At 70.9% G+C, this 26,520-nt stretch carries 21 protein-coding genes and 1 pseudogene; 14 read left to right on the plus strand and 8 right to left on the minus strand.

The features are described 5' to 3' along the window. Positions 1 to 70: 70 nt before the first annotated feature. Positions 71 to 2,680, plus strand: coding sequence for a glycoside hydrolase family 9 protein (locus ACFHWY_RS06775; RefSeq protein WP_416579223.1), 2,610 nt, complete (start codon positions 71 to 73; stop codon positions 2,678 to 2,680). Positions 2,681 to 2,875: 195 nt separating this feature from the next. Here ACFHWY_RS06775 and ACFHWY_RS06780 read toward each other — a convergent pair whose 3' ends face one another. Genes ACFHWY_RS06780 through ACFHWY_RS06790 form a run of 3 tightly spaced genes read right to left on the minus strand, consistent with a single transcriptional unit; the run spans position 2,876 to position 5,587 of the window. Next, entirely contained in the window at positions 2,876 to 3,844 is a 969-nt protein-coding gene (locus ACFHWY_RS06780) for a TIGR03885 family FMN-dependent LLM class oxidoreductase (RefSeq protein ID WP_416579224.1), read from the minus strand. Positions 3,845 to 3,896: 52 nt separating this feature from the next. Continuing rightward, positions 3,897 to 5,309, minus strand: a complete 1,413-nt coding sequence (locus ACFHWY_RS06785) for an NADP-dependent succinic semialdehyde dehydrogenase (RefSeq protein WP_416579225.1) — start codon at positions 5,307 to 5,309, stop codon at positions 3,897 to 3,899. A gap of 14 nt (positions 5,310 to 5,323) precedes the next feature. Then, complete coding sequence (locus tag ACFHWY_RS06790) at positions 5,324 to 5,587, minus strand: DUF6343 family protein (protein ID WP_416579226.1); 264 nt, start codon at positions 5,585 to 5,587, stop codon at positions 5,324 to 5,326. Positions 5,588 to 5,733: 146 nt separating this feature from the next. On the opposite strand from ACFHWY_RS06790, the gene ACFHWY_RS06795 reads away from it, so the two are divergent. Both ACFHWY_RS06795 and ACFHWY_RS06800 read left to right on the plus strand, forming a co-directional pair. Further along, positions 5,734 to 6,399, plus strand: coding sequence for an antibiotic biosynthesis monooxygenase (locus ACFHWY_RS06795; RefSeq protein ID WP_416579227.1), 666 nt, complete (start codon positions 5,734 to 5,736; stop codon positions 6,397 to 6,399). A gap of 112 nt (positions 6,400 to 6,511) precedes the next feature. Beyond that, positions 6,512 to 7,363: a GDSL-type esterase/lipase family protein gene (locus ACFHWY_RS06800; protein ID WP_416579228.1), complete on the plus strand. Its 852-nt coding sequence runs from the start codon at positions 6,512 to 6,514 to the stop codon at positions 7,361 to 7,363. Here the strand turns inward: ACFHWY_RS06800 and ACFHWY_RS06805 are convergent. Continuing rightward, positions 7,351 to 7,695: pseudogene (locus ACFHWY_RS06805) on the minus strand (hypothetical protein); the annotation flags it as partial. The gene ACFHWY_RS06800 and the pseudogene ACFHWY_RS06805 overlap by 13 nt on opposite strands. Before the next feature lie 253 nt (positions 7,696 to 7,948). Between ACFHWY_RS06805 and ACFHWY_RS06810 the strand changes: the two are divergent. From ACFHWY_RS06810 to ACFHWY_RS06820, 3 genes are all read left to right on the plus strand, one after another. After that, positions 7,949 to 8,863: a proteasome assembly chaperone family protein gene (locus tag ACFHWY_RS06810; RefSeq protein ID WP_416579229.1), complete on the plus strand. Its 915-nt coding sequence runs from the start codon at positions 7,949 to 7,951 to the stop codon at positions 8,861 to 8,863. 114 nt (positions 8,864 to 8,977) lie between these two features. After that, positions 8,978 to 9,775, plus strand: coding sequence for an exodeoxyribonuclease III (locus ACFHWY_RS06815; RefSeq protein ID WP_416579230.1), 798 nt, complete (start codon positions 8,978 to 8,980; stop codon positions 9,773 to 9,775). An 88-nt stretch (positions 9,776 to 9,863) separates the two neighbouring features. Then, positions 9,864 to 10,175 carry an antibiotic biosynthesis monooxygenase family protein gene (locus tag ACFHWY_RS06820; RefSeq protein ID WP_416579231.1) on the plus strand — a complete coding sequence of 104 codons (312 nt, stop codon included), beginning with the start codon at positions 9,864 to 9,866 and terminating at the stop codon, positions 10,173 to 10,175. 40 nt (positions 10,176 to 10,215) lie between these two features. On the opposite strand, the gene ACFHWY_RS06825 is transcribed toward ACFHWY_RS06820, so the two are convergent. Then, entirely contained in the window at positions 10,216 to 10,884 is a 669-nt protein-coding gene (locus tag ACFHWY_RS06825; RefSeq protein ID WP_416579298.1) for a class F sortase, read from the minus strand. 166 nt (positions 10,885 to 11,050) lie between these two features. Further along, complete coding sequence (locus tag ACFHWY_RS06830; RefSeq protein ID WP_416579299.1) at positions 11,051 to 11,734, minus strand: hypothetical protein; 684 nt, start codon at positions 11,732 to 11,734, stop codon at positions 11,051 to 11,053. A 227-nt stretch (positions 11,735 to 11,961) separates the two neighbouring features. Here ACFHWY_RS06830 and trmB point away from each other — a divergent pair, with 227 nt between their 5' ends. The 3 genes from trmB (at position 11,962) to ACFHWY_RS06845 (ending at position 16,003) form a co-directional block, all read left to right on the plus strand. Continuing rightward, positions 11,962 to 12,603 carry a tRNA (guanosine(46)-N7)-methyltransferase TrmB gene (gene trmB, locus ACFHWY_RS06835; RefSeq protein ID WP_416579300.1) on the plus strand — a complete coding sequence of 214 codons (642 nt, stop codon included), beginning with the start codon at positions 11,962 to 11,964 and terminating at the stop codon, positions 12,601 to 12,603. A 133-nt stretch (positions 12,604 to 12,736) separates the two neighbouring features. Then, positions 12,737 to 15,241: a DEAD/DEAH box helicase gene (locus tag ACFHWY_RS06840; protein WP_416579232.1), complete on the plus strand. Its 2,505-nt coding sequence runs from the start codon at positions 12,737 to 12,739 to the stop codon at positions 15,239 to 15,241. 120 nt (positions 15,242 to 15,361) lie between these two features. Next, positions 15,362 to 16,003: a hypothetical protein gene (locus ACFHWY_RS06845; protein WP_416579233.1), complete on the plus strand. Its 642-nt coding sequence runs from the start codon at positions 15,362 to 15,364 to the stop codon at positions 16,001 to 16,003. Positions 16,004 to 16,055: 52 nt separating this feature from the next. Here ACFHWY_RS06845 and ACFHWY_RS06850 read toward each other — a convergent pair whose 3' ends face one another. Then, positions 16,056 to 16,472 (minus strand): cytidine deaminase, encoded by a 417-nt coding sequence (locus tag ACFHWY_RS06850; protein ID WP_416579234.1) that lies wholly within the window; start codon positions 16,470 to 16,472, stop codon positions 16,056 to 16,058. 165 nt (positions 16,473 to 16,637) lie between these two features. Between ACFHWY_RS06850 and hrpA the strand changes: the two genes are divergently transcribed. Further along, a complete protein-coding gene (gene hrpA / locus ACFHWY_RS06855; RefSeq protein WP_416579235.1) occupies positions 16,638 to 20,699 on the plus strand; it encodes an ATP-dependent RNA helicase HrpA in 4,062 nt (1,353 codons plus the stop codon). A 35-nt stretch (positions 20,700 to 20,734) separates the two neighbouring features. On the opposite strand, the gene ACFHWY_RS06860 is transcribed toward hrpA, so the two are convergent. Beyond that, the gene (locus tag ACFHWY_RS06860) at positions 20,735 to 21,676 is read right to left on the minus strand and encodes a LysR family transcriptional regulator (protein WP_416579236.1); all 942 of its coding nucleotides are present in this window, start codon (positions 21,674 to 21,676) and stop codon (positions 20,735 to 20,737) included. A gap of 71 nt (positions 21,677 to 21,747) precedes the next feature. Here ACFHWY_RS06860 and ACFHWY_RS06865 point away from each other — a divergent pair, with 71 nt between their 5' ends. The 4 genes from ACFHWY_RS06865 to ACFHWY_RS06880 all read left to right on the plus strand — a co-directional run bounded on the left by ACFHWY_RS06865 (position 21,748) and on the right by ACFHWY_RS06880 (position 26,496). Beyond that, positions 21,748 to 22,440 (plus strand): succinate dehydrogenase cytochrome b subunit, encoded by a 693-nt coding sequence (locus tag ACFHWY_RS06865; RefSeq protein ID WP_416579237.1) that lies wholly within the window; start codon positions 21,748 to 21,750, stop codon positions 22,438 to 22,440. A gap of 2 nt (positions 22,441 to 22,442) precedes the next feature. Then, a complete protein-coding gene (locus ACFHWY_RS06870; protein WP_416579238.1) occupies positions 22,443 to 24,380 on the plus strand; it encodes a fumarate reductase/succinate dehydrogenase flavoprotein subunit in 1,938 nt (645 codons plus the stop codon). Beyond that, the gene (locus ACFHWY_RS06875) at positions 24,377 to 25,138 is read left to right on the plus strand and encodes a succinate dehydrogenase/fumarate reductase iron-sulfur subunit (RefSeq protein ID WP_416579239.1); all 762 of its coding nucleotides are present in this window, start codon (positions 24,377 to 24,379) and stop codon (positions 25,136 to 25,138) included. Before ACFHWY_RS06870 ends, ACFHWY_RS06875 begins: the two co-directional genes overlap by 4 nt. Before the next feature lie 176 nt (positions 25,139 to 25,314). Beyond that, positions 25,315 to 26,496, plus strand: coding sequence for a zinc-dependent alcohol dehydrogenase (locus ACFHWY_RS06880; protein WP_416579240.1), 1,182 nt, complete (start codon positions 25,315 to 25,317; stop codon positions 26,494 to 26,496). Positions 26,497 to 26,520 lie beyond the last annotated feature (24 nt).

Here is a 26,520-nt window from a genome sequence, read left to right on the forward strand (position 1 = left end):
TGGGAGCGCTCCCAGCTTCACCACCCCCACCTCGCGTGTTCCGTCCCGCTCGTCGGAAGGAAATTTCCCCGTGACGCCATCCCGACGTCGTCTCGCGGTGCTCGCCGCAGCGACCGCCGTGGCGCTGGTCGGCGTTAGTGCCGGCACCGCCTTCGCCGATCCACCCGCCGACGCACCCGAACAGATCCGCAACGGTGACTTCAGCGACGGCTCGTCGCCCTGGTTCTCCTACGGCACCAACTCGCTGGACGTGGTCGACGGCCAACTCTGCGCCGCCGTGGCCGGCGGCCTGGCCAACCCCTGGGACGCCGGCATCGGCCACGACGCGGTGCCGCTGATCGCCGGCGCCGAGTACACCCTCGGCTTCGACGTCACCGCCACACCCGGCAACACGGTCGCCGCCGTGCTGCAACTCGGCAGCGAGCCCTACACCGGCTACTACTCGGTCACCGCCGCCGCGACGCCGACCCAGCAGCGCGTGGAGCGCACCTTCGTCGCCCCGGACGACGACGAACGCGCCCAGCTGATCTTCCAGGTCGGCGGCAGCGCCGTGGCACAGACCATCTGCCTGGACAACGTCTCGCTGCGTGGCGGCAACCCGCCCGAACCGTACGTGCCGGACACCGGCCCCAGGGTCCGGGTGAACCAGGTCGGCTACCTGCCGGGCGGGCCGAAGAACGCCACGGTGGTCACCGAGGCGACCGAGGCGCTTTCCTGGAAGTTGCACGCCGCCTCCGGTGCCGTGCTGGACAGCGGCACCACCACTGTCCGTGGGGTCGACCCGGCCTCGGCGCAGAACGTGCACTCGGTGGACTTCTCGTCGTACCGCACGCCGGGGCAGGGCCTGACCCTGGCCGTGGACGACGAGGTCAGTCACCCCTTCGACATCTCCGGCACGCTCTACGACCAGCTGCGGTCGGACGCGCTGCAGTTCTTCTACATCCAGCGCAGCGGCATCACCATCGACGGTGACCTGGTCGGCGAGGAGTACGCCCGCCCCGCCGGGCACCTGGGTGTCGCCCCGAACCAGGGCGACACCGACGTGCCCTGTGCCGCCGGTGCCTGCGACTACCGCCTCGACGTGCGTGGCGGCTGGTACGACGCCGGCGACCACGGCAAGTACGTGGTCAACGGCGGAATCGCCACCTACCAGCTGCTGAGCACCTTCGAGCGGACCAAGAACGCCGCCACGGCCGGATTCGGAGCCGACCTCGGCGACGACACCCTGCGGCTGCCCGAGCGGGACAACGGGGTGCCGGACGTCCTCGACGAGGCCCGCTGGGAGCTGGATTTCCTGATGCGGATGCAGGTGCCGGCCGGCAACCCGCTGGCCGGAATGGCCCACCACAAGATCCACGACCGGAACTGGACCGGCCTGCCGCTGCAGCCCGAGGACGACGACGAGCCGCGCGAGCTGCACCCGCCGTCCACCGCGGCCACCCTGAACCTGGCCGCCGTCGCCGCTCAGTGCGCCCGGCTGTTCGCCCCGTACGACACGGAGTTCGCCCGGCGCTGCAGCAACGCGGCGAAAACCGCCTACGCGGCGGCCAAGGCCAACCCCGCCCGGTACGCCAGTCCGACCGGCAACGGCGGCGGCCCGTACGACGACACCAACGTCACCGACGAGTTCTACTGGGCGGCCTCCGAGCTGTACCTGACCACCGGCGAGGGCACCTACCTGAGCGACCTGACCGCCTCGCCGCACCACACCGGTGACGTCTTCGACGCCCGTGGCTTCGGCTGGCAGAGCGTGGCCGCACTGGGCCGCCTCGACCTGGCGACCGTGCCCAGCGGGCTGACGACCGCCGAGCTGACCCGGATCCGCGCGTCGGTAACCGCCGCCGCCGACAGCCACCTCGCCGAGATCCGCCAGCAGGCCTACGGGCTGCCCATGCCCGGCGACGCGAACAGCTACTTCTGGGGTGGCAACAGCAACGTCATCAACAACGCGATCGTGCTGGCCACCGCCTTCGACCTTACCGGCGCGGAGAAGTACCGCGACGGCGCGGTGCAGGCCATGGACTACATCCTCGGCCGTAACGCGCTGAACATCTCGTACGTGACCGGGTGGGGCGAGCACGCGGCGGAGAACCAGCACAGCCGCATCTTCGGCCACCAGCTCGACCCGAGCATGCCGAAGCCGCCGTCCGGCTCGATCGCCGGCGGACCGAACGCGGCCCTGCAGGATCCGTTCGTCGAGCAGTTGCTCAAGGGCTGCGCGCCGATGTTCTGCTTCGTCGACGACATCGCCTCGTACTCGACCAACGAGGTGGCCATCAACTGGAACTCGGCGCTGGCCTGGATCGCCTCGTTCCTGGCCGACCAGGGCGATTCCGCCGCGGTGCCGGCGCCCACCTGCACGGTGTCGTACACCAACTACGGCCCGTGGCAGGGCGGCACCGGCTTCACCGCCCAGGTGAACATCCGCAACACGGGCACCGCCACGGTGAACGGTTGGACCGCCCGGTTCGCCTTCACTGGGGACGCCAAGGTACGCGAGGCGTGGATGGCGAACGTGACGCAGTCCGGGGCCACGGTGACCGCGAAGAGCGAGTCGTACAACTCGCGGATCAGCCCGGGTGGCTCGGTGATGTTCGGTTTCAACGCCACCACCGCCGGCGGCGCCACCCCCTCACCTCACCTGGTCACCGTCAACGGCGCCCCCTGCGCCGCGTCCTGAGCCCCGGGTGGGGTGCCGTCGGCGACCGGCACCCCACCCGGCCCCATCCCGAATGAGGTGATCAGAGAAACGACGGTGCGGTGGGCGGTGGACCGCAGCCGGACGGGATCCACCCTCACCGCCACCGAACCGTAGACGGTCGCCGACCCTGGCCGGGTCAGTGCTCGCCCGCCGCTGCCCTGCACCGCCGACCGGTCAGCCGGCCGAGCCGCGCAGCTTGGGCAGCACCTGCTCACCGAACGCGTCCAGGAACGGCCGTTGCTCCTGCCCGACGTGGTGCAGCGCGATCTGGTCGAAGCCGAGGTCGACGTACTCCTCGAGCCAGCCCAGGTGCCGGCCCAGATCGGCGGAGATGTTGACCACCTCGGCGAGCCGGGTCATCGGCACCTCGGCGGCGACCGCGTCGAAGTGCTCGGGCGTCGTCAGGTCCCAGCAGACCGGCGGCGCGAAGACGTTGCTGCGCCACTGGTCGTAGGCGATCGCCTCGGCCTCGGCCTGAACGGGCGACCAGCTCAGGTGTACCTGAAGGTGCACCGGCCCCCTGCCTCCGGCCTCCCGGTACGCCTCGATCATCCGGCGCAGGTGATCCGGCGTCGCGTTGACCGTGATCAGCCCGTCCGCCCACTCGGCGCACCAGCGGGCCGTGGCGACGCTGACCGCCGCACCGACCAGGGCTGGTGGCTGCTCCGGACGGCTCCACAGTCTGGCCCGGTCGACCCGGATCAGGCCGTCGTGGCTGACCTCCTCGCCCGCCAGCAGGGCGCGGATGACGTCGACACACTCACGCAGCCGGGCGTTGCGTACGTCCTTGCGCGGCCAGACGTCGCCGGTGACGTGCTCGTTGGCGGCCTCACCGGAGCCCAGGGCCGCCCAGAACCGGCCCGGGTACATCGCACCCAGGGTGCCGATGGCCTGCGCGATGATCGCCGGGTGGTAGCGCTGCCCGGGCGCGTTGACCACACCGAACGACAGCCCGGTGGCCTGCAACGCCGATCCGAGCCAGGACCAGGCGAACCCGGAGTGCCCCTGGCGCTCGCTCCACGGCGCGAAGTGGTCGGAGCACATCGCGGCGTCAAAGCCGACGCTCTCCGCGTGGATCACCGCTGCCAGCAGATCACGTGGATGGATCTGCTCGTGGGAAGCGTGGAAACCGATCACCGTCATGCCGCCACTCCCTACCCAACCGGGCGCCGCCCTATGCAGGGTCAGGGCTTGCCTACTCGGAATGCACGCCGGCGCCGGCCGGGGCCGTGCCCACACCCATCCAGACGGTCTTGACGTTGCAGAACTCGCGCATTCCCTGGGCCGAAAGCTCACGCCCGTAGCCGGATTTCTTCACCCCGCCGAAAGGCAACTGGGGATAGGAGGTGGTGATGCCGTTGATGAAGACGGCTCCCGCCTCCAGGTCGGTGGCGAAGCGCTCCTGCTCCTGCGGATCCCGGGTCCACGCGTTCGAGCCGAGGCCGAACGCGGTGCCATTGGCGAGCTCGATCGCGTCGTCGTACGACGACACCCGGTACAGACCGGCGACCGGCCCGAACACCTCCTCGGCCCACATCCGCATCCCCGGGTTTAGGTCTGCCACCACCGTCGGTGGGTAAAACCAGCCCGCGCCGCCGGGCTTCTCGCCGCCGCAGAGCACCGAAGCTCCCTTGTCGACGGCATCTCGCACCTGCGCGTCGACCTCGTCGCGGCCCCCTTCGCTGGCCAGCGGACCGACATCGGTGTCGTCGTCCATCGGGTCGCCCACCCGCAGCGCGGACATCCGATGCGCGAACGCCTCGGCGAAGACGTCGTACACGTCGGTGTGCACAATGAAGCGTTTGGCCGCGATGCAGGACTGGCCGTTGTTCTGGCAGCGGGCCGTGGTGGCCACCTCGGCGGCCAGTTCGACGTCGGCCGAGGGCATCACCACGAAGGGGTCGCTGCCACCCAGCTCCAACACGGTCTTCTTCAGCTCCCGGCCCGCGATCTGGGCGATCGACCGGCCGGCGGCCTCGCTGCCGGTCAGGGTGGCGGCCCGGACCCGGGTGTCACTCAGGATCCGGTCCACGGCGTCGGCGCCGACCAGCAGGGTGGTGAAGGCGCCCTCGGGGAAGCCCGCACGGCGGAACACGTCCTCCAGCAGCAACGCGGTCTGCGGCACGCTGGAGGCGTGCTTGAGTAGCCCGGTGTTGCCTGCCATCAGTGCCGGCGCCGCGAAGCGCATGACCTGCCAGAGCGGAAAGTTCCACGGCATCACCGCCAGAACCGGCCCGATCGGCTGGTAGCGGACGAACGCCCGGGTGGCGGAGACGGCCCGGGCGTCGGCGGGTTCGTCGGCGAGGAACTCGGCGGCCCGCTCGGCGTAGAAGCGGCAGGCCGCCGCGCACTTGGTCACCTCGGCCTTCGCGGCGGCCAGCGTCTTGCCCATTTCGGTGGTCATCAGCCGGGCGATCTCGTCCCGCTCCGCCTCCAGCAGGTCGGCCACCGTGTTCATCCACCACCCCCGCTGTTCGAGCGTGGTGCCGCAGAGTTGCCGGTACGCCAGGTCGGTCCGTTCGATCGCGTCGTCGAGCTGCTCGTCGGACATCGCCTCGTACGTCTTGAGCACCTGGCCGGTCACGGGGTTGGTGGTGGCGATGGTCATCAGGGCTACTCCCGTCACTCGAAGAGCGAGTGCCGTGCGCCGGGCTCCTCCCGGCGGCGGGCGGCACGGCGGCGTTGGATGACGATCAGGTCGACGACGGCAACCACCGCGAAGACGGCACAGACGACACCCAACCAGGCCAGGTCGGCACGGAACGCCAGCACCGCGAAGGCGGTCATGGTGACGAGCCCGAAGCTGGCCAGCACGAACCGGAGGTTCAACGCGCTGTACGCGTGACCGACCGTGCCGCGGGCACGCCGGGGCTGTGATCTCGTCATCACCCTCACCTACCCGGCCCTACCGCAGCTAACCGTCACCGCCGCGGCCAACAGCCGGTGAGGTGACGTGTCGCCGGTGGTGGGTTGCGTTACACCGGCCGGCGGTGAGCCTGCCTTTCCGCCCACTGGCGGGGAACATGGCAGACATGACCGTCTGTACTCCCGCGCCGGTGACCGTCGCCGTCGCCCGACGCACCGACCCCGCCCGCACCGACGAGATGGTGGCGTGGATGCGGGCCGGCACCGCGCTGGCCGAGGCGTTTCCGGGTTTCCTCGGTGCGGGCTGGGTACGCAGCGCGCCGGGATCCGGCGAGTGGCACATGCTCTACCGCTTCGCGGATCAGGACATGCTGCGCCGCTGGGAGGAGTCGCCGCAGCGGCGCTGGTGGCTGACCTCGGCGCAGGGCATCGTCCAGCACACCCGGGTCGAGCGCCGGACCGGCGTAGAGGGCTGGTTCGACCCGCCCCGGGAGGCGATCACCGAACCGACCTCCGTCCATGACAGCGGGGCTCGCAGAACCGGCGCTCCGCTCGCGCTCACCGCCGAGCGGCTGGACGTGGCGCCGACCGTACCCCCGTCGCCGCCGCGGTGGAAGCAGGCGGTGACGATCTGGTTGGCGTTCTTCCCGCTCAGCCTCACCGCCACCCTGCTGACGGGTCACCTTCTGCCGGGCCTGCCGACCGCGGCGCGGGTGCTGGTCATGACACTCACCCTGACCCCGCTGATGACCTACCTGGTGCTGCCCTGGATCACCCGGGCGCTGCACTGGTGGCTGCACGGGCTGCGGGCACCCTGGCGCATACCACGCTGACCGGCGCACGCCCCCCTCAGTGCCGCATCCCCGACAACAGCGCGTGTCGAGCCACCGCACCACCCGTAGAGTCACCATGCTGTCGCTCTGCGCTGTGAGGCTGGGGAAAGTGATGCCTGGACGCTGGACCACCGCCGCCGTCAGCCTGCTCGCGCTCGTCGCGTTGGCCTGCGAGGCGGGCGGGGACGCCGCGCCCCGACCGCCGGGGGGCACTCCCCCGCCCGGGTCGCCGAAGGTGGTCGCGGCGCTCGGCGACTCGATCACCACCGGGTTCGGGTCCTGCCTGGTCCTGACCTCCTGCGAGCGCAACTCCTGGTCGACGGGGGGCGGGCTCCGGGTCGACAGCCACTACCGGCGGCTACTCGACCGCGACCCGGGGCTGCGCGGCAAGGCGCACAACCACGCCCGACCGGGTGCCCGCGCCGCGGCGCTCGCCGGCCAGGCGGAGGCGGCGGTACGCGACCGCGCCGACTACGTGACCATCCTGATCGGGGCCAACGACGCCTGCCGGGGCACCATCGACGCGATGACGCCGGTGGACGATTTCCGGGCCGGGGTGGACCGTGGGCTGCGGGTGCTGCGTGAGGGCCGCCCGAAGGCCCGGGTCCTGGTGGTCAGCCTCCCGGACCTGTACCGGCTGTGGGAGGTCGGGCACGACGAGTCACGGGCCGTCCGGGCCTGGCGACGCGGCGTGTGCCCGGCCCTGCTGGCCGAGGCGACCTCGACGGCACCGGCCGACCGGACCCGCCGGGCGGCGTTCCGGGAACGGGTCGCCGCGTACAACAGGCAACTGGCGGCGGCCTGCCGGGCGTACGGCTCCCGGTGCCGCCACGACGGCGGTGCCACCCACCGGATCCGATTCGACCTGGACCTGGTCAACGCGCTGGACTATTTTCACCCGAATACTGCCGGCCTGTCCCGCCTGGCGGAGGTGACCTGGCGGTCCGCCGGCTACGCCGACTGACCACCCGCCTCGTCCGCAGGGCGGCGCGGCTGCGGGACCCGGGGGCCACGGTGCTGGCGATAGAGCATCCGGGAGCGCTCAGCAAGATCCTTGGTGGCCGAGGAGTTCGCCCAGGTGCCGAGGATGATCGCCGCGCCGGGCACCACCTTGGCTACGATCCGTTTCGCCGCGCGTACCCCGGCCATCTGCGCGAGGCGCAGGCCGAGCCGCAGCATCACTCGGCCGAGCGGCGCGGAGTGCCCATCACCGCCGAACAACGCGCAGGCCCGCTGGCGCCCGGCAGCCACCCCCAGCGCCACCCGGGCGCTCTCGGCGACCTTGTGCACCTTCTGCGGTGGACCGCGAGGAGGGCGCGGTGACGGGTTGACCGTCGGCGGGAACCGGATCGCTCATCGCCTCTCCTTTCGGTGGCGCCCACCCCTGTGTACCCCGTCGCGGCTACGCCGTTCCGGCGGACGGTCACCCGTCGATGCCGGGCCGGGCGGCCAGGCCCGGCAGGAATGCACCAGGATGGCGGGTACGTTCTGGCGATCGGGACGTCGTCAACCCGACGACCCGTTACGCACATCCAGGGAGGCCGCACCGGTGCTCGACCCACACGAGCTCTACGAGCTCACCGACGATCTGCCCGACCTCGGTCAGCCGGTCCTGATTCAGGCGCTCACCGGTTTTGTCGACGCCGGCAACGCCGGCCGGCTCGCCCGCGAACAGCTGCTCACATCGCTGGAGTCCCGTCCGATCGCCCGATTCGACCTGGATCAGATCTTCGACTACCGCTCCCGCCGCCCGGTGATGACCTTCGTGGAGGACCACTGGGAGAGCTACGAGGCACCTGAGCTGGAGCTGCGCCTGCTCCACGACGACGACGAGACCCCCTTCCTCCTGCTCACCGGGCCCGAGCCCGATTTGCAGTGGGAACGGTTCACGGCCGCCGTCGCCGGGCTGGCGGCCCGGCTGGACGTCCGGCTCACCGTCGGGCTCAACGCGATCCCGATGGCGGTGCCGCACACCCGGCCGACCGGCGTGACCGCGCACGCCACCCGGCGGGACCTGATCGCCGGCTACGAGCCGTGGCTGCAACGGGTCCAGGTTCCCGGCAGCGTGGGACACCTGCTGGAGTTCCGCCTCGGCGAGGCCGGCCGGGACGCGCTCGGCTTCGCCGCACACGTGCCGCACTACGTGGCGCAGGCCGAGTACCCGGCCGCCGCAGAGGTGCTGCTGGCCTCCGTGTCCCGCAGCACCGGCCTGCTGCTGCCCCGCGACGGGCTGCGCTCGGCCGCCGAGGCGGTCCGGGTGGAGATCGACCGCCAGGTCGCCCAGAGCGACGAGGCCAGCGGCCTGGTCCAGGCTCTGGAGGAGCAGTACGACGCTTACTCGCGCGGCCAGGGCGGAAAGAACCTGCTCGCCGCGGAGAACGGCCCGCTGCCGACGGCCGAGGAACTCGGCGCCGAGCTGGAACGGTTCCTGGCCGAGCAGACCCGTCCGAACAACGACAGCTAGAGGGGTAGAGACGGGGCCCCTGTTATCGCCTGACGCATAGCAGGGGTCCCTTGTTATCACCGTTCGGGGCGAGCCGGCCGCGCGAGCCGGCCGATTATGCGGCAGGCTGAGACCATGCGCCTGGCGACCTGGAACGTCAATTCGGTCAGGGCCCGCCTGCCCCGGCTGCTCGACTGGCTGGCCGGCACCGGGCCCGACGTGGTCTGCCTGCAGGAGACCAAGTGCCCCGACGGCGCCTTCCCGGTCGCCGAGGTGGGCGAGCTCGGTTACACCGTGGCCAGCCACAGTGACGGCCGGTGGAACGGGGTTGCCATCCTGTCCCGGGTCGGCCTGGCCGACGTCGCGGTCGGGTTCCCCGGCGAACCCGGGTTCCCCGAGCCGGAGGCCCGGGCGATCGCGGCCACCTGCGACGGGCTGCGGGTCTGGTCGGTGTACGTGCCGAACGGTCGGACGCCCGACGACCCGCACTACGCGTACAAGCTGTCCTGGCTGGCGGCGCTGCGGGACGCGCTGGACGCCGAACTGGCAGGCGGTCCGGCGCTCGCGGTCTGCGGCGACTTCAACGTGGCCCCGACCGACGACGACCTCTGGGATCCGGCGCTGTTCGTGAACTCGACCCACGTCACACCGGCCGAGCGGGCGGCGCTGGCAGCGCTGCGCGACCTCGGTCTCAGCGACGTGGTGCCCACCCCGATGAAGGGTCCGCACCCCTACACCTACTGGGACTACCGGGCGGGGATGTTCCACCAGAACAAGGGCATGCGGATCGATCTGGTGTACGCCTCGGCGGCGGTGACCCGCGCGGTCCGCTCGGCATACGTGGACCGGGATGCCCGCAAGGGCAAGGGGCCGTCCGACCATGCCCCGATCGTGGTCGACACCGACCTGATCCCCGCAGTCGAAGCCTTCTGACCCTGACCATCCCGTGGATCCTGATCCGAAACCGCCCCTGGAGGGGCGGCGTAGGCGCGCCAAGATGTTCGCGGTCTAGGGTGAGGTCATGGCAGTCGTAAAGATCAACGCGATCGATGTCCCGCCCGGTGCCGGCGAGGAACTGGAGAAGCGGTTCGCCGCCCGCGCCCGCGCCGTGGAGAACTCCCCCGGATTCCTCGGATTCGAGTTGCTGCGGCCGGTGGCGGGCGAGAGCCGCTACTTCGTCTACACCCGGTGGGAGACCGAACAGGCGTACCAGGACTGGGCCGCCGGCCCGGCCCGTGCCGCCCACGCCGCGCCGCCCGGCGCCGGGCAACGCCCCCCGGTCGCCTCCGGCGCGAGCCTCCTCGAGTTCGAGGTGGTCCAGCAGGTCCCTTGAGATGCCCCGCCGCACCCCGGCGCGGGTCGGCGCGGGTCGGTCAGGCAGCGCGGGTGGAGGTGAGGGTGGCGAAGGCGATCACGTTGTCGGCGTAGCCGGTGCCGCCACCGAGCCACTGGCCGCCGCACGTGATCAGCCGCAGGCTGGCCGGGCCTTCGTGGCCGTAGACCCGGTCCGCCGGCAGTTGGTCCTTCGCGAAGTGCTCCACCGAGTCCACAGTGAATACGGCCACCGAGCCGTCCTTCCGCGCAACCTCGACCGTGTCGCCGACGCGCAGCTTGCCCAGATCGTAGAAGACCGACGGGCCGCTCTTGGTGTCCACGTGCCCGACGATGACCGCCGGACCGGGCTCCCCCGGCACGGGCCCGCGGTCGTACCAGCCGGTCTCCTCATGACGGCTTAACGGCGGCACGGCGATCGAACCGTCCGGAGCGTCGCCGACCGGCTGCACCGGAGCCAAGACCTCGATCGACGGGACGAACAGGCTCACCGGCCGGGCGACCGTGGCGATGGCGGGCCCGCCGGCCGACGACTGCGCGCCGCCGATGGCCGCCCATTCCAGCGGCCCTCCGGCCGTGCGGCCAAGCCCGGCGCCGGTGGCGAAGACGCCGGCCAGGACCAGTACCACGGCGAGCGGCAGAGACCAGGGGCCACGGCCGGACCGTGCCGTGCCGGCAGCGGCACCGGGCGGACCGGGGCGGGAGACCACAGGAGGCACGAAGTGGTCGGTGCGAGGCCCGGGACGAGGCGGAGCGCCGGGAGGACGGCCGGCCCGTGCGCGGCCGGCGGCTCGGGGTAGGTGTGCGGAGCCGGTGGGTCGGGTTTCTCGACCGGATCCCGCGGATCTGGGTGCGCGTGCGGCGGTCATGGCCACGTCACCGGCTACTGTCGCGGCGACGCGCCGCCGCGACCCAGACGACCATGCCGGTGACGGTCAACGCGAGCCCGCCGGGCAGCAGTAGTCCGGCGAGTACGCCGTCTGCGCCGCCACCGAACCCGGTCGCCGGCCCACGGCTGGGGTTCGAGGGCTGGTGGCTGGGCTTCATCTGGCGTACCACCTGCATCATTGTGGATGCGGTTTCGCCGCCCCGGCATTCCAGCTTGACCCGGTAGTTCCCGGGCAGCACCCGATCCTTGACCATTGCCGTCCCGGTCAGCAGGCCGCGCTGCGGCTGCACGGCTACCCGGCCGAACGCGTCCGAGACGACGATGGCTCCCACCGAGTTGTCGTGGCAGCTCGCCCGGAGCCCGACCAGGTGTCCCGGCTCCACCATGCTCGGCGAGACCTCCACGAACACGCTCGGGCCCGGCTGCGGCGCGGCTTGGGGCGCACCGGCCTGTGCGGCGACGGTCGGCGCGACGGCCGCCAGGACGGGTGCCGCCGGCGACAGCCTCGCCGCTTCGGCCGCCACGGGTGGCGACAGAGGTGCCGCCACCGCCGCCGCCGGTAGCAGCGAAGTGGCGGCCAGGGCGATCGCGAGCAGCGGTGCGACGGCCGCGAAGGCGAGCGGCGGGCCGAAGGTCGAGGCGGCAGGAGGTGCCGGACGAGTACGGACCACTGACACGATGCCCCCTCCCGGCGCCCCGGGGCAGGCGCCGGATGCCGCCGGACACCCGGTTCTCGCCTCCACCGATGACGGTCTCACCACTGGTCGTACCTCACATCCGATCCGGCGCGGCGCTCGCGTAAACTCGGTGTGCTGTGACCCCCACCGACCCGATCACCGACGTCGCCGCACCGCACGCGGCTCGGCCGATCCGCACCTTCCACCCGCGTCGCGGTCGGATGAGCGGCCGGCAGGTGGCGGCGTTGGAACAGCTCTGGCCGGTCTACGGCCTGCGCGTCGCCGACGCCGTCCCGTTCGATTCCGCCGGCCCGTTCGATCCCGCCGGCCTGTTCGGCCGCCGGGCTCCGCTGGTCCTCGAAATCGGTTCCGGCATGGGCGACACGACCGTCGAGATGGCCGCCGCCGACCCGGATCGAGATTATCTGGCGGTCGAGGTGCACACGCCAGGAATCGCGAACCTGCTGTACCTGGTCCACCTGCATGAGCTGCGCAATGTCCGGATCGCTGAAGGCGATGCGTTGGACCTGGTCGAGCTGCTGCCGCCCGACTCGGTGGCCGCGGTACACGTCTTCTTCCCGGATCCGTGGCCGAAGTCCCGGCACCACAAGCGGCGGCTGATCCAGCCGGCCCACGTCGCGCGACTGCGCTCCCGGCTGGCCGTTGGTGGCACGCTGCACTGCGCCACCGACTGGGCGGAGTACGCCGAGTCGATGCGGGCCACCCTGGACGCCGACCCGGGTTTGGTCAACCCGCACGACGGCTACGCGCCCCGGCCCGCTCACCGGCCGGTGACCCGGTTCGAGCGGCGGGCGCTGGCCGTCGGCCGGCCGATCGCCGACCTGATCTACCTCCGACGGTGAGGAAGGGCACCCCCGGTTGACGCCTGTTGTATCAGAAGGGTCCCTCCCAACAACCAGCGAACAACCAGCACCGAGCGGCCAGGCGGAGCCCGGTTGGCGTCGGGGTCCACGGTCGGGGCACCATGGACCGGCCATGACACTCACCGCCGCGCTGCCGAAGTCCGCCGACCCCGACACCCTCTACGACGCGTTCGCCAGTTGGGCGTCCGGGCGCGGCCTCGACCTCTATCCCCACCAGGAGGAGGCGGTCATCGAGATCGTCTCCGGGGCGAACGTGATCATGAATACGCCGACCGGCTCGGGCAAGAGCCTGGTCGCCATCGCCGCGCACTTCGCCGCCCTGGCCGAGGACCGGACGACCTTCTACACCGCGCCGATCAAGGCTCTGGTGTCGGAAAAGTTCTTCGCGCTCTGCGAGGTCTTCGGCGCCGAGAACGTCGGCATGCTCACCGGCGACGCGAGCGTCAACGCCGATGCCCCGATCATCTGCTGCACCGCTGAGATCCTCGCCAACCTGGCGCTCCGCGAGGGCACCCGGGCCGACGTCGGCCAGGTGGTCATGGACGAGTTCCACTTCTACGCCGAACCGGACCGGGGCTGGGCCTGGCAGGTGCCGCTGGTCGAGCTGCCCCAGGCGCAGTTCGTCCTCATGTCGGCCACCCTGGGCGACACCACCCGGTTCGTCGACGACCTGGCCCGGCGTACCGGCCGGCCGACCGCCGTCGTCCGCTCGGCCGAGCGGCCGGTCCCGTTGCTCTTCTCGTACGCGATGACGCCCCTGCACGAGACGCTGGAGGAGCTGCTGGAGACCAGGCAGGCCCCGGTGTACGTCGTGCACTTCACCCAGGCCGCCGCCCTGGAACGCGCCCAGGCGCTGATGAGCGTCAACGTCTGCACCCGGGGCGAGAAGGACATGATCGCGCAGGCGATCGGTGGGTTCCGGTTCACCTCCGGCTTCGGCAAGACGCTGTCCCGGCTGGTCCGGCACGGCATCGGCGTGCACCACGCCGGCATGTTGCCCAAGTACCGCCGGCTGGTGGAGACCCTCGCCCAGGCCGGACTCCTCAAGGTCATCTGCGGTACGGACACTCTCGGCGTCGGCATCAACGTGCCGATCCGCACTGTGCTGTTCACCGGCCTGTCCAAGTACGACGGGGTGCGGACGCGGCTGCTCAAGGCCCGCGAGTTCCACCAGATCGCCGGCCGGGCCGGGCGGGCCGGCTTCGACACACTGGGCCGGGTCGTGGTGCAGGCCCCCGAACACGTCATCGAGAACGTGAAGGCCCTCGCCAAGGCCGGCGACGACCCGAAGAAGCGCCGCAAGGTGGTCAAGAAGAAGCCGCCGGAGGGCTCCATCGGCTGGGGCGAGCCCACCTTCACCCGCCTGGTCGACGCCGAACCGGAACCGTTGACCTCCAGCTTCCAGGTCAGCCACTCCATGCTGCTCAACGTCATCGGTCGCCCCGGCGACGCGTTCGACGCGATGCGGCACCTGCTCACCGACAACCACGAGGAGCGGGCCGCCCAGCGTCGGCACATCCGTCGGGCCATCGCCATCTACCGGGCCCTGAAGGCCGGCGGCGTGGTCGAGGAGCTGCCCGAGCCGGACGAGACCGGCCGACGGGTTCGGCTCACCGTCGACCTCCAACTCGACTTCGCGCTCAACCAGCCGCTGTCGCCGCTGGCACTGGCCACCATCGAGCTGTTGGACAGCGCGTCGCCGTCGTATGCCCTCGACGTGCTGTCGGTGATCGAGTCGATCCTCGACGACCCACGTCAGGTGCTCTCCGCGCAGCAGTTCAAGGCCCGTGGCGAGGCGGTCGCCGCGATGAAGGCCGAGGGCATCGAGTACGAGGCGCGCCTCGAACTGCTCGACGAGGTGACCTGGCCCAAACCGCTGGCCGAGCTGCTGGGTAGCGCCTACGAGATGTACCGGCAGGGGCACCCGTGGGTGGCCGACCACCAGCTCTCTCCCAAATCCGTGGTACGCGACATGTACGAGCGGGCGATGACCTTCACCGAGTATGTGCAGTTCTACTCGCTGACCCGCTCCGAGGGACTGGTGCTGCGCTACCTCGCCGACGCTTACAAGACGCTGCGGCAGACGGTGCCCGGCGAGGCCAAGACCGAGGAGCTGGTCGACCTGATCGAGTGGCTCGGCGAGTTGGTCCGGCAGGTCGACTCCAGCCTGATCGACGAGTGGGAGAGGCTGCGTAACCCGACCGACCTGCCTGAGGTCGCCTCGGCGCTGGCGGATCATGCGGCGGCGGTGACCCGCAACGCGCGGGCGTTCCGGGTGCTGGTGCGCAACGCCCTGTTCCGCCGGGTCGAGTTGGCCGCGCTGCGGCAGTGGCACGCGCTCGGCGACCTGGACGCGGACTGCGGTTGGCACGCCGACGCCTGGGCGGACGCGCTGGAGCCGTACTTCGAGTCGTACGACGGGATTGGCACCGGGCCCGACGCCCGCGGACCCGCGCTGCTCATGATCGAGCAGGGTCGGGAGCGGTGGACGGTTCGGCAGATCCTCGACGACCCGGACGGCGATCACGACTGGGGCATCAGCGCCGAGGTCGATCTGGCCGCTTCCGACGAGGCTGGCGCCGCCGTCGTCCGGATCATCGACGTCGGCCAGTTGTAGAAAGTCCGTTCTTGAGGGCCATCCGGAGTGTCCGGGTGGCCCTTTTTCTTCCCTGGGCAATGTCAGGGTCGTCGATTAGAATGTATGTACTAATCGAGTTCCTGACCTGGGAGGATGCTCGTGACAGCACCCATCTCCACTCCCCTCACGCCGTATGCCACCCTCCTCGGTTTCACCCGGTACGTCGGTCGCACCGGGCCGACCAAGGCCAGCTTCGTCGGCGGGCTGCGCCGCCAGCGGGCCAGCCGCTCCGGATTCAACCCGCACGGCCAGTTCGTCAAGGCACTCAAGGCCGACATCGCCTTCCACACCGGCGGCACCCACCTGGCGCAGGTGGTCGATGTGGTCAAGCCCCGGTGGCGCCCGCTCTACCGGGCGCTCGTCCCCGGGGCGACCGCGTGGCTGCACTCGCTCGGCGGGCCGGCCGGCGTCGACCTTACCCAGACCCGGGACACCCTGGCCATGCTCGGCGACCTCCCTATCAAGATCAACCCTCATTTCGGCGTCCGGTTCGCCGACGGTCGCGCCGAGGCGGTGCGGCTGCACTTCGACGAGGCCCCGCCCAGCGAGGAGGGGATGCTGGCCGCGTTGCACCTGACGGCCCGCCACATCGACGCTGTTCTACCGCATGCCGAGCCGGTCCTGGTGGATGTCCGTCGGGGCACCACCCACCGGATGCCCGTGGGCGCCAAGCCCGACGAGATCGAACGCTGGCTGGCCGGTGAGGCCGCCGCCTTCCGCGCCATCTGGTCCGCCGCCTGAGCCCGCCCCACCCGTAGAATTCGCTCCACTTCGGGGAAGTTGACGCCGACGGTCACGCCGAGGCGATGTCTTCCCCGAAGTCGCACACATCCTGGGGTGTAGGTCCGGGTAGGTCGGTGAGGGGTGTGGAGCTTGGGGCGTCGGCGGGACCGGAGATCACTCGCAGCGACGGGAAACGGTCCTGCAGGAGTTGGCGGCACGAGTCGCACGGGGTGAGCAGGATGCGGCCCCGGTCGCCGACCGTGACGATCGTCTCCAACTCGGTCACGCCCTGGGTGACGGCGGTGCCGAGCACGATCACCTCGGGGCAGGCGCCCCCCGCGGGGTGCACCACGTTCACTGCGGACACCACCCGACCGTCGGCCGTCCGGGCCGCCGTGGCGAGGGTGTGGGCGGCGCTGCGGCAGCGTAGCTTGGCCACCGCGCTGGCGGCCTGTACCAGTGCCCGGTCCGTGTCCCGCATCGTCATCGGCGTCCCCGTGATCGCTCCTGGTCGTTGATCAACCATAGCGTCCCGCCGGCCTCGCGGGAGATCGACCGGCCGTCGCCGAGACGATCAGCCGCACCGGAGAGACGCATCGGGCGGGTAACCGGGAGGCGGCTCGCCAGTGAGCTGCCTATCCTTGGGCACGCCATGCAGAATCCAGCCGCACCCGCCACGAGCGACCCTGTCCGCGAGTTGCAGCGCCGCCTCGCCCTGCTGATGTTCCGCGACCAGCGCCACCTGCGGCGCAGACTCGACGGGGTGCGCAAGGTGCGCGACCCGCAGCACCGCGAATCGGCGCTGGCCGAGATCGTCGCCGACGTGACGGCTGCCGAGGGTCGCCTGGAACGGCGACGGGCCGCGGTGCCCGCGGTCAGCTATCCGGCCATCCTGCCGGTGAGCGAGCGCAAGGACGACATCGCCGCGACGATCCGCGACCACCAGGTGGTGATCGTCGCCGGCGAGACCGGCTCCGGCAAGACCACCCAGCTACCCAAGATCTGTCTGGAGCTGGGCCGCGGGATCAGCGGGCTGATCGGGCACACCCAGCCCCGGCGGCTGGCCGCGCGGACGGTCGCCGACCGGATCGCCGAGGAGCTGGGCACCGAGTTGGGCGACGTGGTCGGCTACAAGGTGCGGTTCACCGACCAGGTGAGCGAGAACAGCCTGGTCAAGCTGATGACCGACGGCATCCTGCTGGCCGAGTTGCAGAACGACCGGATGCTCCGCCAGTACGACACCTTGATCATCGACGAGGCGCACGAGCGCAGCCTCAACATCGACTTCATTCTCGGCTACCTCAGGCAGCTGCTCCCCCGTCGCCCCGACCTCAAAGTGATCATCACTTCGGCGACCATCGAGACCGACCGGTTCGCCCGGCACTTCGCCGGCCCGTCGACCGTCGGGCATCCCGACGGCGAGCCGGCGCCGGTGGTGGAGGTCTCCGGCCGCACCTATCCGGTCGAGGTGCGCTACCGACCGTTGGTCGAGGTGAACGAGGACGCGGCGACCGACGACGGGGACGAGGAGAACGTCCGCGACCAGATCCAGGCGATCGGCGACGCGGTCGAGGAACTAGCTGTCGAAGGGCCCGGCGACATCCTGGTCTTCCTCAGCGGGGAACGGGAGATCCGGGACACCGCCGAGGCGCTCGGCAAGCTGGTGCAGCACAAGCAGGCCCTGCGGAACACCGAGATCCTGCCGTTGTACGCCCGGCTGAGCGTCGCCGAGCAGCACCGGGTCTTCGCCCCGCACGCGGGGCGGCGGGTGGTGCTGGCCACCAATGTCGCGGAGACCTCGCTGACCGTTCCCGGCATCAAGTACGTGGTGGATCCCGGCACCGCCCGGGTCTCCCGCTACTCCCAGCGGCTGAAGGTGCAGAGGCTGCCCATCGAGCCGGTGTCCCAGGCGTCGGCGAACCAGCGCAAGGGCCGCTGCGGGCGTACCTCGGACGGCATCTGCGTCCGGCTCTACGACGAGCAGGACTTCGCCGCCCGGCCCGAGTACACCGACCCGGAGGTCCTGCGCACCAACCTGGCCTCAGTCATCCTGCAGATGACCGCCATCGGTCTCGGCGACATCGCCGCCTTCCCGTTCATCGACCCGCCGGACAGTCGCAACGTCGCCGACGGGGTCAACCTGCTGCACGAACTGGGAGCGATCGACCCCGCCGAGACCGACCCGGCCCGTCGACTCACCGCGCTGGGCCGGCGACTCGCCCAACTGCCGGTCGATCCTCGCCTGGCGAGGATGGTGCTGGAGGGCGAACGCAACGGCTGTGCGACCGAGGTGATGGTGATCGCCGCGGCGCTGTCGATCCAGGATCCACGTGAGCGGCCCGCGGAGAAGCAGGCCCAGGCCGACCAGGCGCACGCCCGGTTCGCCGACGCCGAATCCGACTTCGTCGGGTACCTCAATCTCTGGCGGCACCTGCGCGAGCAGCAGCAGGCGCTCTCGTCCAGCGCCTTCCGCCGGATGTGCAGGGCCGAGCACCTCAACTACCTGCGGATCCGCGAGTGGCAGGACATCGTCAGCCAGCTACGGCAGGTGCTGCGTACCGGCGAGGGGGACGGCCGGGGACGCGGCCGGCGGGGCGCCGCCCCGGCCGGGGACGCGGCCGGCGGGCGACGCCAGGCCGGCGCGGACCTGCCGGAGGAGATCGACACCCCGAAGGTGCACCAGTCGCTGCTGCCCGGCCTGCTGTCCCACGTCGGCCTCAAAGATGCCCAGAAGCACGAGTACCTGGGGGCACGCGGTGCCAAGTTCGCGCTCTTTCCCGGGTCGGCGGTGTTCCGCAAGCCACCGCGCTGGGTGATGGCCGCCGAGCTGGTGGAGACCTCCCGGCTGTGGGGACGGGTGAACGGCCGGGTCGAGCCGGAGTGGGTCGAGCCGCTCGCCCAGCACCTGGTCAAGCGCAGCTACAGCGAGCCGCACTGGGAGAAGAAGCAGGCAGCGGTGATGGCGTACGAGAAGGTCACCCTCTTCGGCGTACCACTGGTCACCGCCCGCAAGGTGAACTTCGGCCGGATCGACCCGGCGCTGAGCCGGGAGTTGTTCATCCGGCACGCGCTGGTCGAGGGAGACTGGTCCACCCACCACCGGTTCTGGGAGGCAAACCAGCACCTGCGCGCCGAGGTGGAGGAGTTGGAGAACCGGGCGCGGCGACGCGACATCCTGGTCGACGACGAGACGGTCTTCCAGTTCTACGACGAGCGGATCCCGTCCGAGGTGGTCTCGGGACGACACTTCGACACCTGGTGGAAGACGACCCGGCGGGAACAGCCCGACCTGCTCACCTTCACCCGTGAGCTGCTGGTCAACGCGGGCCGGGGTGCGGTGGACGAGGGCGACTTCCCCGACCGGTGGAGCGCCGACGGGGTGGCCCTGCCGCTGACGTACACGTTCGAGCCGGGCACCCCGACCGACGGGGTGACGGTGGACATCCCACTGCCGCTACTCAACCAGGTGCCGGCCGACAGCTTCGACTGGCAGGTCCCCGGGCTGCGCGAGGACCTCGTCATCGCGCTGATCCGGTCGCTGCCGAAGCCGGTCCGACGCAACTTCGTGCCGGTCCCCGACTACGCCCGCGCCGCCCTGGCTGCGATCACCTCAGGCGAGGAGCCGCTGCTGGACGCCCTTACCCGGCAACTGCGCCGGATGACCGGGGTGACGGTGCCCCGCGACGCCTGGGACGTCGCCAGGTTGCCGCCGCACCTACGGGTCACCTTCCGGGTGCTCGGCGACGACGACAAGCCGGTCGCCGAGGGCAAGGACCTGCCGGCCCTGCAACGTCAGCTCAAGGCCGAGGTACGTCAGGTGGTGGCCGCCGCCGCACCGGACCTGGCCCGAACCGGGCTGACCGGATGGGAGATCGGAGTCCTGCCGCGCACCATCGAGCAGGTACGCGCCGGGTACGCGGTGACCGCCCATCCGGCGCTGGTCGACGAGGGCGGCACGGTCGGGGTGCGGGTGTTCGACTCGCCGGCCGAGCAGGAGGCAGCCCATTGGGCGGGTACCCGGCGACTGCTGCGGCTGACCGTGCCGTCGCCCGCGAAGTTCCTTCAGGGGCGGCTGACCAACGAGGCGAAGCTGGCGTTGTCCCGCAACCCGCACGGCGGGGTGCAGGCGCTGATCTCCGACGCGGCCGGCGCGGCGATCGACAAGCTGGTCGCCGACGCCGGCGGGCCGGCCTGGGACGCCGACGGCTTCGCCGCGTTGCGCGACAAGGTCCGGGCCGGGCTGGTGGACACGGTGGTGCAGGTGATGGACCGGGTCCGGGCGGTGCTCGGTGCGGCGTACCAGGTGCAGCAACGGCTCGGCGCGACGAAGAACCTGGCCGTGGTGGCCGCGCTGGCCGACATCCGCGCCCAGCTCACCGGGCTGGTACACGCCGGTTTCATCACCGAGGCCGGGTACGCCCGGCTACCCGACCTGCTGCGCTACCTGACCGCGATGCAGCGGCGGCTGGACCGGCTGCCCGGCAACCCGGCCCGGGACAAGCAGCAGCAGGACCGCGTCGCGGTGGTCCAACGGGAGTACGACGAGATGCTCAAGGCACTGCCCGCGGCCCGCCGCTCGTCCGCCCCGGTGCGGCAGATCCGCTGGATGATCGAGGAGCTGCGGGTGAACGTCTTCGCCCAGGCGCTGGGCACCCCGTACCCGGTTTCCGAGCAGCGCATCTACCGTGCCATGGACGACGCCGAGGCCCGCTGACTGGGCGCGGCCGGTGAACGTGCCTGGACACCGCACTAGCTGGGGCAGGGTTCGACGCCGGGTGGAAGCTGGTCGCTGGCGGTGGCGGTGTGCACGTGGTCGAGCAGGATGCGGCGTAGCTCCCGGCCGGCGTGGGTGGGCACCACGTCGCGGCGGCGGGCCACTGCGATGGTGCGCCGCACACCGGGAGGTGCCAGCCGGGTGACCCGGATGCCAGGCCGGCGGTCCACCACCATGCCGGGTACCACGGCGATGCCCAGTCCGGCCTCGACGAAGCTGAGCACGGCGTCCATCTCCCCGCCGTTGACCGAGAGGGTCGGTTCGAAGCCGGCTTCCCGGCACGCCGCGAGGGTGGCGTCGCGCAGGTCGTAGCCCTCGCGGAACATCACCAGGGGCTGGTCGCGCAGGTCGGTGATGCGCAGGTCGCCGCCGGCCGAGGCGCTTGGCACCGGGTCGACGGAGGCGACCACCAGACTCTCGGTGAGGATCTTCTCGGCCCGCAGGCCGGGGTCGGCGCCCCGGGCCGGCATGATGACCAGCGCCAGGTCCAGATCGCCGCGGAGCAGGTGACGGACGAGGTCCTGCGAGCCGCCTTCCTCCACCCGCAGGTCGACGGCGGGGTGCGCGTCGCGGAACCGGCGCAGCACCGGTGGGGCGAGCGAGGTGGCCAGGCTGGGGGTGGCGCCGAGGCGCACCTGGCCGCGCCGCAGGCCGACCAGCTCCTGGACCTCCCGGGTGGCGGTCTCGACGTCTGCCAGGATCCGCTTGGCCAACGGCAGCAGCGTCTCGCCGGCTCCGGTCAGCCCGATGTTGCCTCTTATCCGTTCGAAGAGTGGGGCGCCCAAGGTGTCCTCCAGGGCGTGAATTTGCTTACTCAACGAGGGCTGGGTGATGCCCACGACGTCCGCCGCCTGAGTGAAATGTCGCGTTTCGGCCACCGCAACGAAGTACTTCAGCTGATGGAGCTGCATGTTCATAGCTTATGACTATGAAGACTGCGGCGTCGATGCATTGGACGACTGATCGGAGTGCTCCTAGCGTCGGTCGGGTGGTAGTCACGACGAGAACGCGGTCGCCCATCCGATCCAACGTCGGCCTCAAGGCCGTCATGGCGGTGACGGGCATCCTCCTGGTGCTGTTCCTCATCGCCCACATGCTGGGCAACCTGAAGATCTTCACGGGTGCCACGTCGTTCGACCACTACGCGCACTGGTTGCGCGAACTCGGCGCCCCACTGCTGCCGAACGCCGGATTCCTGTGGATCCAACGGGTCGGGCTGCTGGCGGCGGTGCTGCTGCACATCTGGGCCGCCACGGTCCTCGCGCTGCGCGCCCGAGCGGCCCGCCCGGTGCGCTACGCCCACCGTAGAAAGGTCCAGGGCAGCTACGCGGCCCGCACGATGCGCTGGGGCGGCGTGATCATCCTGCTCTTCGTGATCTACCACATCCTGGACCTGACCACCGGCACGCTGAACCCGGTCGGCGACCCGGCCCGGCCGTACGCCAACATCGTCGCCGACTTCGCCCCGCAGCGCTGGTACGTCACCGCCTTCTACACACTGGCGATCGTCGCCCTCGGCTTCCACCTGCGGCACGGCGTGTTCAGCGCGCTGCGCAGCCTCGGCCAGCAGACCCCACGCGGCGAGCAACGCGCCCGGGCGGCGGCGCTGGCCCTCGCCGTCGTGCTCTGCGCCGGCTACCTCGTGGTCCCGTTCGCCGTACTCACCGGATTGGTGTCCTGACCATGGATCTCTTCACCGACGGCGACCCGATCGCCGACACCAGGGCTCCCGACGGGCCGATCGAGACCCGCTGGGAACGCCGCCGTTTCGAGGCCAAACTGGTCAACCCGGCCAACCGGCGCAGGATGACGGTGATCGTGGTCGGCACCGGCCTGGCCGGCGGCTCCGCCGCGGCCACGCTCGCCGAGCAGGGTTACCGCGTCAAGTCGTACTGCTACCAGGACAGCCCCCGCCGAGCCCACTCGATCGCCGCGCAGGGTGGCATCAACGCCGCCAAGAACTACCGCAACGACGGCGACTCGGTGCACCGGCTCTTCTACGACACGGTCAAGGGCGGCGACTTCCGCTCGCGGGAGTCGAACGTGCGCCGGCTGGCCGAGGTGTCGGTCAACATCATCGACCAGTGCGTCGCCCAGGGCGTGCCGTTCGCCCGCGAGTACGGCGGCCTACTGGACACCCGCTCGTTCGGCGGTGCGCAGGTGCAGCGTACCTTTTACGCGCGGGGCCAGACGGGCCAGCAGTTGCTGCTCGGCGCCTACCAGGCGGTGGAGCGGCAGATCGGCCTGGGCAACGTGGAGGTGAACACCCGGCACGAGATGCTGGAGCTGATCGTCGTCGATGGCAGGGCCCGCGGCATCGTGGTCCGGGACATGGTCACCGGCGAGATCACCTGCGAGTTCGCCGACGCGGTGGTGCTCGCCTCCGGCGGCTACGGCAACGTCTTCTACCTCTCCACCAACGCCAAGGGCTGCAACGTCACCGCCACCTGGCGGGCCCACCGCAAGGGCGCCTACTTCGCCAACCCCTGTTACACCCAGATCCACCCGACCTGCATCCCGGTCTCCGGCGACCACCAGTCGAAGCTGACCCTGATGAGCGAGTCGCTGCGCAACGACGGCCGGGTGTGGGTACCGAAGGTCAAGGGCGACGACCGGGCGCCACGGGACATCGGAGAGGACGAGCGGGACTACTACCTGGAGCGGATCTACCCCTCCTTCGGCAACCTGGTGCCCCGGGACATCGCCTCCCGGGCCGCGAAGAACGTCTGCGACGAGGGACGGGGGGTGGGCCCGACGAGGCTCGGCGTCTACCTCGACTTCACCGACGCCATCAGCCGGCTGGGCCGGAAGGCCATCGAGGCCAAGTACGGCAACCTGTTCGAGATGTACGAACGGATCACCGGCGAGGACCCGTACGAGGTACCGATGCGGATCTATCCCGCCGTGCACTACACGATGGGCGGCCTCTGGGTCGACTACGACCTCCAGTCGACCATCCCCGGCCTGTTCGTGATCGGCGAGGCCAACTTCTCCGACCACGGCGCGAACCGGCTCGGCGCCTCGGCGCTCATGCAGGGCCTCGCCGACGGGTACTTCGTGCTGCCCAACACGGTCGCCGACTACCTGTCCGCCGGCCCGTTCGAAAAGGTCGACGGCAGCCACCCGGCGGCAGTCGAGGCCCGCCGGGAGGTGGAGGACCGCATCCAGCGGCTGCTCGCCATCGACGGCGACCGGACCGTGGACTCGTTCCACCGCGAGCTGGGCCAGATCATGTGGGAGCACTGCGGCATGGAGCGCTCCGAGGCCGGGCTGCGCAAGGCGATCGACGAGATCCGCGCCCTGCGTGACCAGTTCTGGCAGCGGGTACGGGTGCCCGGTGACGGCGAGGGGCTCAACCAGTCGCTGGAGAAGGCCGGTCGGGTGGCGGACTTCTTCGAGCTGGCCGAGTTGATGTGCGTCGACGCCCTGCACCGGGAGGAGTCCTGTGGCGGCCACTTCCGGGCCGAGCACCAGAACCCCGAGGGCGAGGCGCAACGCGACGACGAGCGGTTCGCCTACGTCGCGGCCTGGGAGTTCACCGCCACCGGCGAGCCACCGGCGCTGCACAAGGAAGATCTGAACTTCGAATACGTCCACCCCACGCAGCGGAGCTACAAGTGAAACTGACCCTACGTATCTGGCGCCAGTCCGGCCCCGAGGACAAGGGTCGGATGGTGAGGTACCAGGTCGAGGACGTCTCCCCGGACATGTCGTTCCTGGAGATGCTCGACGTTCTCAACGAGCGGCTCATCCTCGCCGGAGATGAGCCGGTGGCCTTCGACCACGACTGCCGCGAGGGCATCTGCGGCATGTGCGGCCTGATGATCAACGGCGACGCGCACGGCCCGCAGCGCGGTACCACCGCCTGCCAGTTGCACATGCGGCAGTTCTCCGACGGTGAGACGATCGACATCGAGCCTTGGCGGGCGCGGGCCTTCCCGGTCATCAAGGACCTGGTGGTCAACCGCGGCGCCTTCGACACGATCATCGCTGCCGGCGGGTACGTCACCGCACCGACCGGCAGCGCGCCGGAGGCGCACTCCGTGCCGGTCGCCAAGGCCGACGCGGACTCCGCCTTCGAATCCGCCGCCTGCATCGGCTGCGGCGCCTGCGTGGCCGCCTGCCCGAACGGCTCCGGAATGTTGTTCACCGCCGCCAAGGTCACCCAGCTCTCGCTGTTGCCACAGGGCCAGCCCGAGCGCCACACCCGGGTGATCGGCATGGTCGACGCGCACGACGAGGCCGGCTTCGGTGGCTGCACCAACGCCGGCGAGTGCACCGCGGTCTGCCCGAAGGGCATCCCGCTGACCACGATCGGCCGGCTGAACCGTGACTACCTGGCGGCGACCGCCAAGCAGGGCAACACCCCCGGCACCTGAACGCCCCCGCGACGTCACCTCCGGGCCGGCCGCGACCGCGACGGCCCACGGCAGCTGACGAGCTGATCCGTCCGCGCTGTCGTGAGACGCCGGACCAACCGTCGACCGCCGCATCCGATTGAACCGGTCGCAGACGGGTAGCCGGCCAGCTATCGGAGATCGGCGGAGGGGGCGGAATGCGGGCATTGACCTGGCAGGGGAAGCGGGACGTACGGGTCGAGGAGGTGCCCGACCCCCGCATCGAGGAGCCGACCGACGCGATCGTGCGGATCACCTCCACCGCCATCTGCGGCTCCGACCTGCACCTGTACGAGGTGCTCGGGCCGTACCTCAAGCCGGGTGACGTCCTCGGCCACGAGCCGATGGGTGTCGTCGAGGAGGTCGGCCCGGAGGTGACCCGTCTCAGGCCCGGCGACCGGGTGGTGGTGCCGTTCAACATCTCCTGCGGATCCTGCTGGATGTGCCAGCGGCAGTTGTACGCGCAGTGCGAGACCACTCAGGTCACCGCCGAGGGCAAGGGCGCCGCCCTGCTCGGCTACACCTCCCTCTACGGTTCGGTGCCCGGCGGGCAGGCAGAGTACCTGCGGGTGCCGTACGCCGAGTTCGGCCCGATCAAGGTCCCGGACGACGGCCCGGACGAGCGGTGGCTCTACCTCTCCGACATCCTCCCCACCGCCTGGCAGGCCGTGAAGTACGCCGAAACTCCGCCCGGCGGCACCCTCGCGGTCCTCGGGCTCGGCCCGGTGGGCCAGTTCTGCGCCCGCATCGGTCGTCACCTCGGCGCGGAGCGGGTGATCGGGCTGGACCTGGTGCCGGAGCGGCTGGCGATGGCGCGCCGCCACGGCATCGAGGTGCTCGACATCTCCCAGCTCGACGGCGTGCCCGACACGCTGATCGACCTGGTGGACGGGCGCGGGCCGGACGCGGTGATCGACGCCGTCGGTATGGAGTCACACGGCGCTCCGCTGGGCAAGGTCGCCCAGACCGCTGCCGGGCTGCTGCCCGACAGGCTGGCCCAGCCGATGATCGACAAGGTCGGGGTGGACCGGCTGGTCGCGCTCAAGGCCGCGGTCAAGGGCGTCCGGCGCGGTGGCACCGTCTCCATCTCCGGTGTCTACGGCGGCGAGGTCGACCCGTTGCCGATGATGGAGATGTTCGACCGGGGCATCCAGCTGCGGATGGGCCAGTGTCACGTCCGGCGCTGGATCGACGAGATCATCCCGCTGCTCACCGACGAGGACCCGCTCGGTGTGGCGGATCTGCTGACCCACCGGATGCCCCTGGACCAGGCGCCAGAGGCGTACCACATGTTCCAGCGCAAGGAGGACGGCTGCGTCAAGGTCGTACTCGCCCCGTGAGCGCATCGACAGAATCACACGCGT

Origin of the sequence: Micromonospora sp. LOL_024 (genome assembly GCF_048060415.1) — a bacterium.
In the GTDB taxonomy this organism is placed as follows: Bacteria; Actinomycetota; Actinomycetes; order Mycobacteriales; family Micromonosporaceae; genus Micromonospora.

Coding starts and splice junctions, on each gene's coding strand:
- ACFHWY_RS06780 (WP_416579224.1), bottom strand. CDS start 3,844: ATGACGGTGATCGGTTTCCACGCTTCCCACGAGCAGATCCATCCACGT.
- ACFHWY_RS06785 (WP_416579225.1), bottom strand. CDS start 5,309: ATGACCATCGCCACCACCAACCCCGTGACCGGCCAGGTGCTCAAGACG.
- ACFHWY_RS06790 (WP_416579226.1), bottom strand. CDS start 5,587: ATGACGAGATCACAGCCCCGGCGTGCCCGCGGCACGGTCGGTCACGCG.
- ACFHWY_RS06795 (WP_416579227.1), top strand. CDS start 5,734: ATGACCGTCTGTACTCCCGCGCCGGTGACCGTCGCCGTCGCCCGACGC.
- ACFHWY_RS06800 (WP_416579228.1), top strand. CDS start 6,512: ATGCCTGGACGCTGGACCACCGCCGCCGTCAGCCTGCTCGCGCTCGTC.
- ACFHWY_RS06815 (WP_416579230.1), top strand. CDS start 8,978: ATGCGCCTGGCGACCTGGAACGTCAATTCGGTCAGGGCCCGCCTGCCC.
- ACFHWY_RS06820 (WP_416579231.1), top strand. CDS start 9,864: ATGGCAGTCGTAAAGATCAACGCGATCGATGTCCCGCCCGGTGCCGGC.
- trmB (WP_416579300.1), top strand. CDS start 11,962: ATGAGCGGCCGGCAGGTGGCGGCGTTGGAACAGCTCTGGCCGGTCTAC.
- ACFHWY_RS06840 (WP_416579232.1), top strand. CDS start 12,737: ATGACACTCACCGCCGCGCTGCCGAAGTCCGCCGACCCCGACACCCTC.
- ACFHWY_RS06850 (WP_416579234.1), bottom strand. CDS start 16,472: ATGACGATGCGGGACACGGACCGGGCACTGGTACAGGCCGCCAGCGCG.
- hrpA (WP_416579235.1), top strand. CDS start 16,638: ATGCAGAATCCAGCCGCACCCGCCACGAGCGACCCTGTCCGCGAGTTG.
- ACFHWY_RS06860 (WP_416579236.1), bottom strand. CDS start 21,676: ATGAACATGCAGCTCCATCAGCTGAAGTACTTCGTTGCGGTGGCCGAA.
- ACFHWY_RS06870 (WP_416579238.1), top strand. CDS start 22,443: ATGGATCTCTTCACCGACGGCGACCCGATCGCCGACACCAGGGCTCCC.
- ACFHWY_RS06880 (WP_416579240.1), top strand. CDS start 25,315: ATGCGGGCATTGACCTGGCAGGGGAAGCGGGACGTACGGGTCGAGGAG.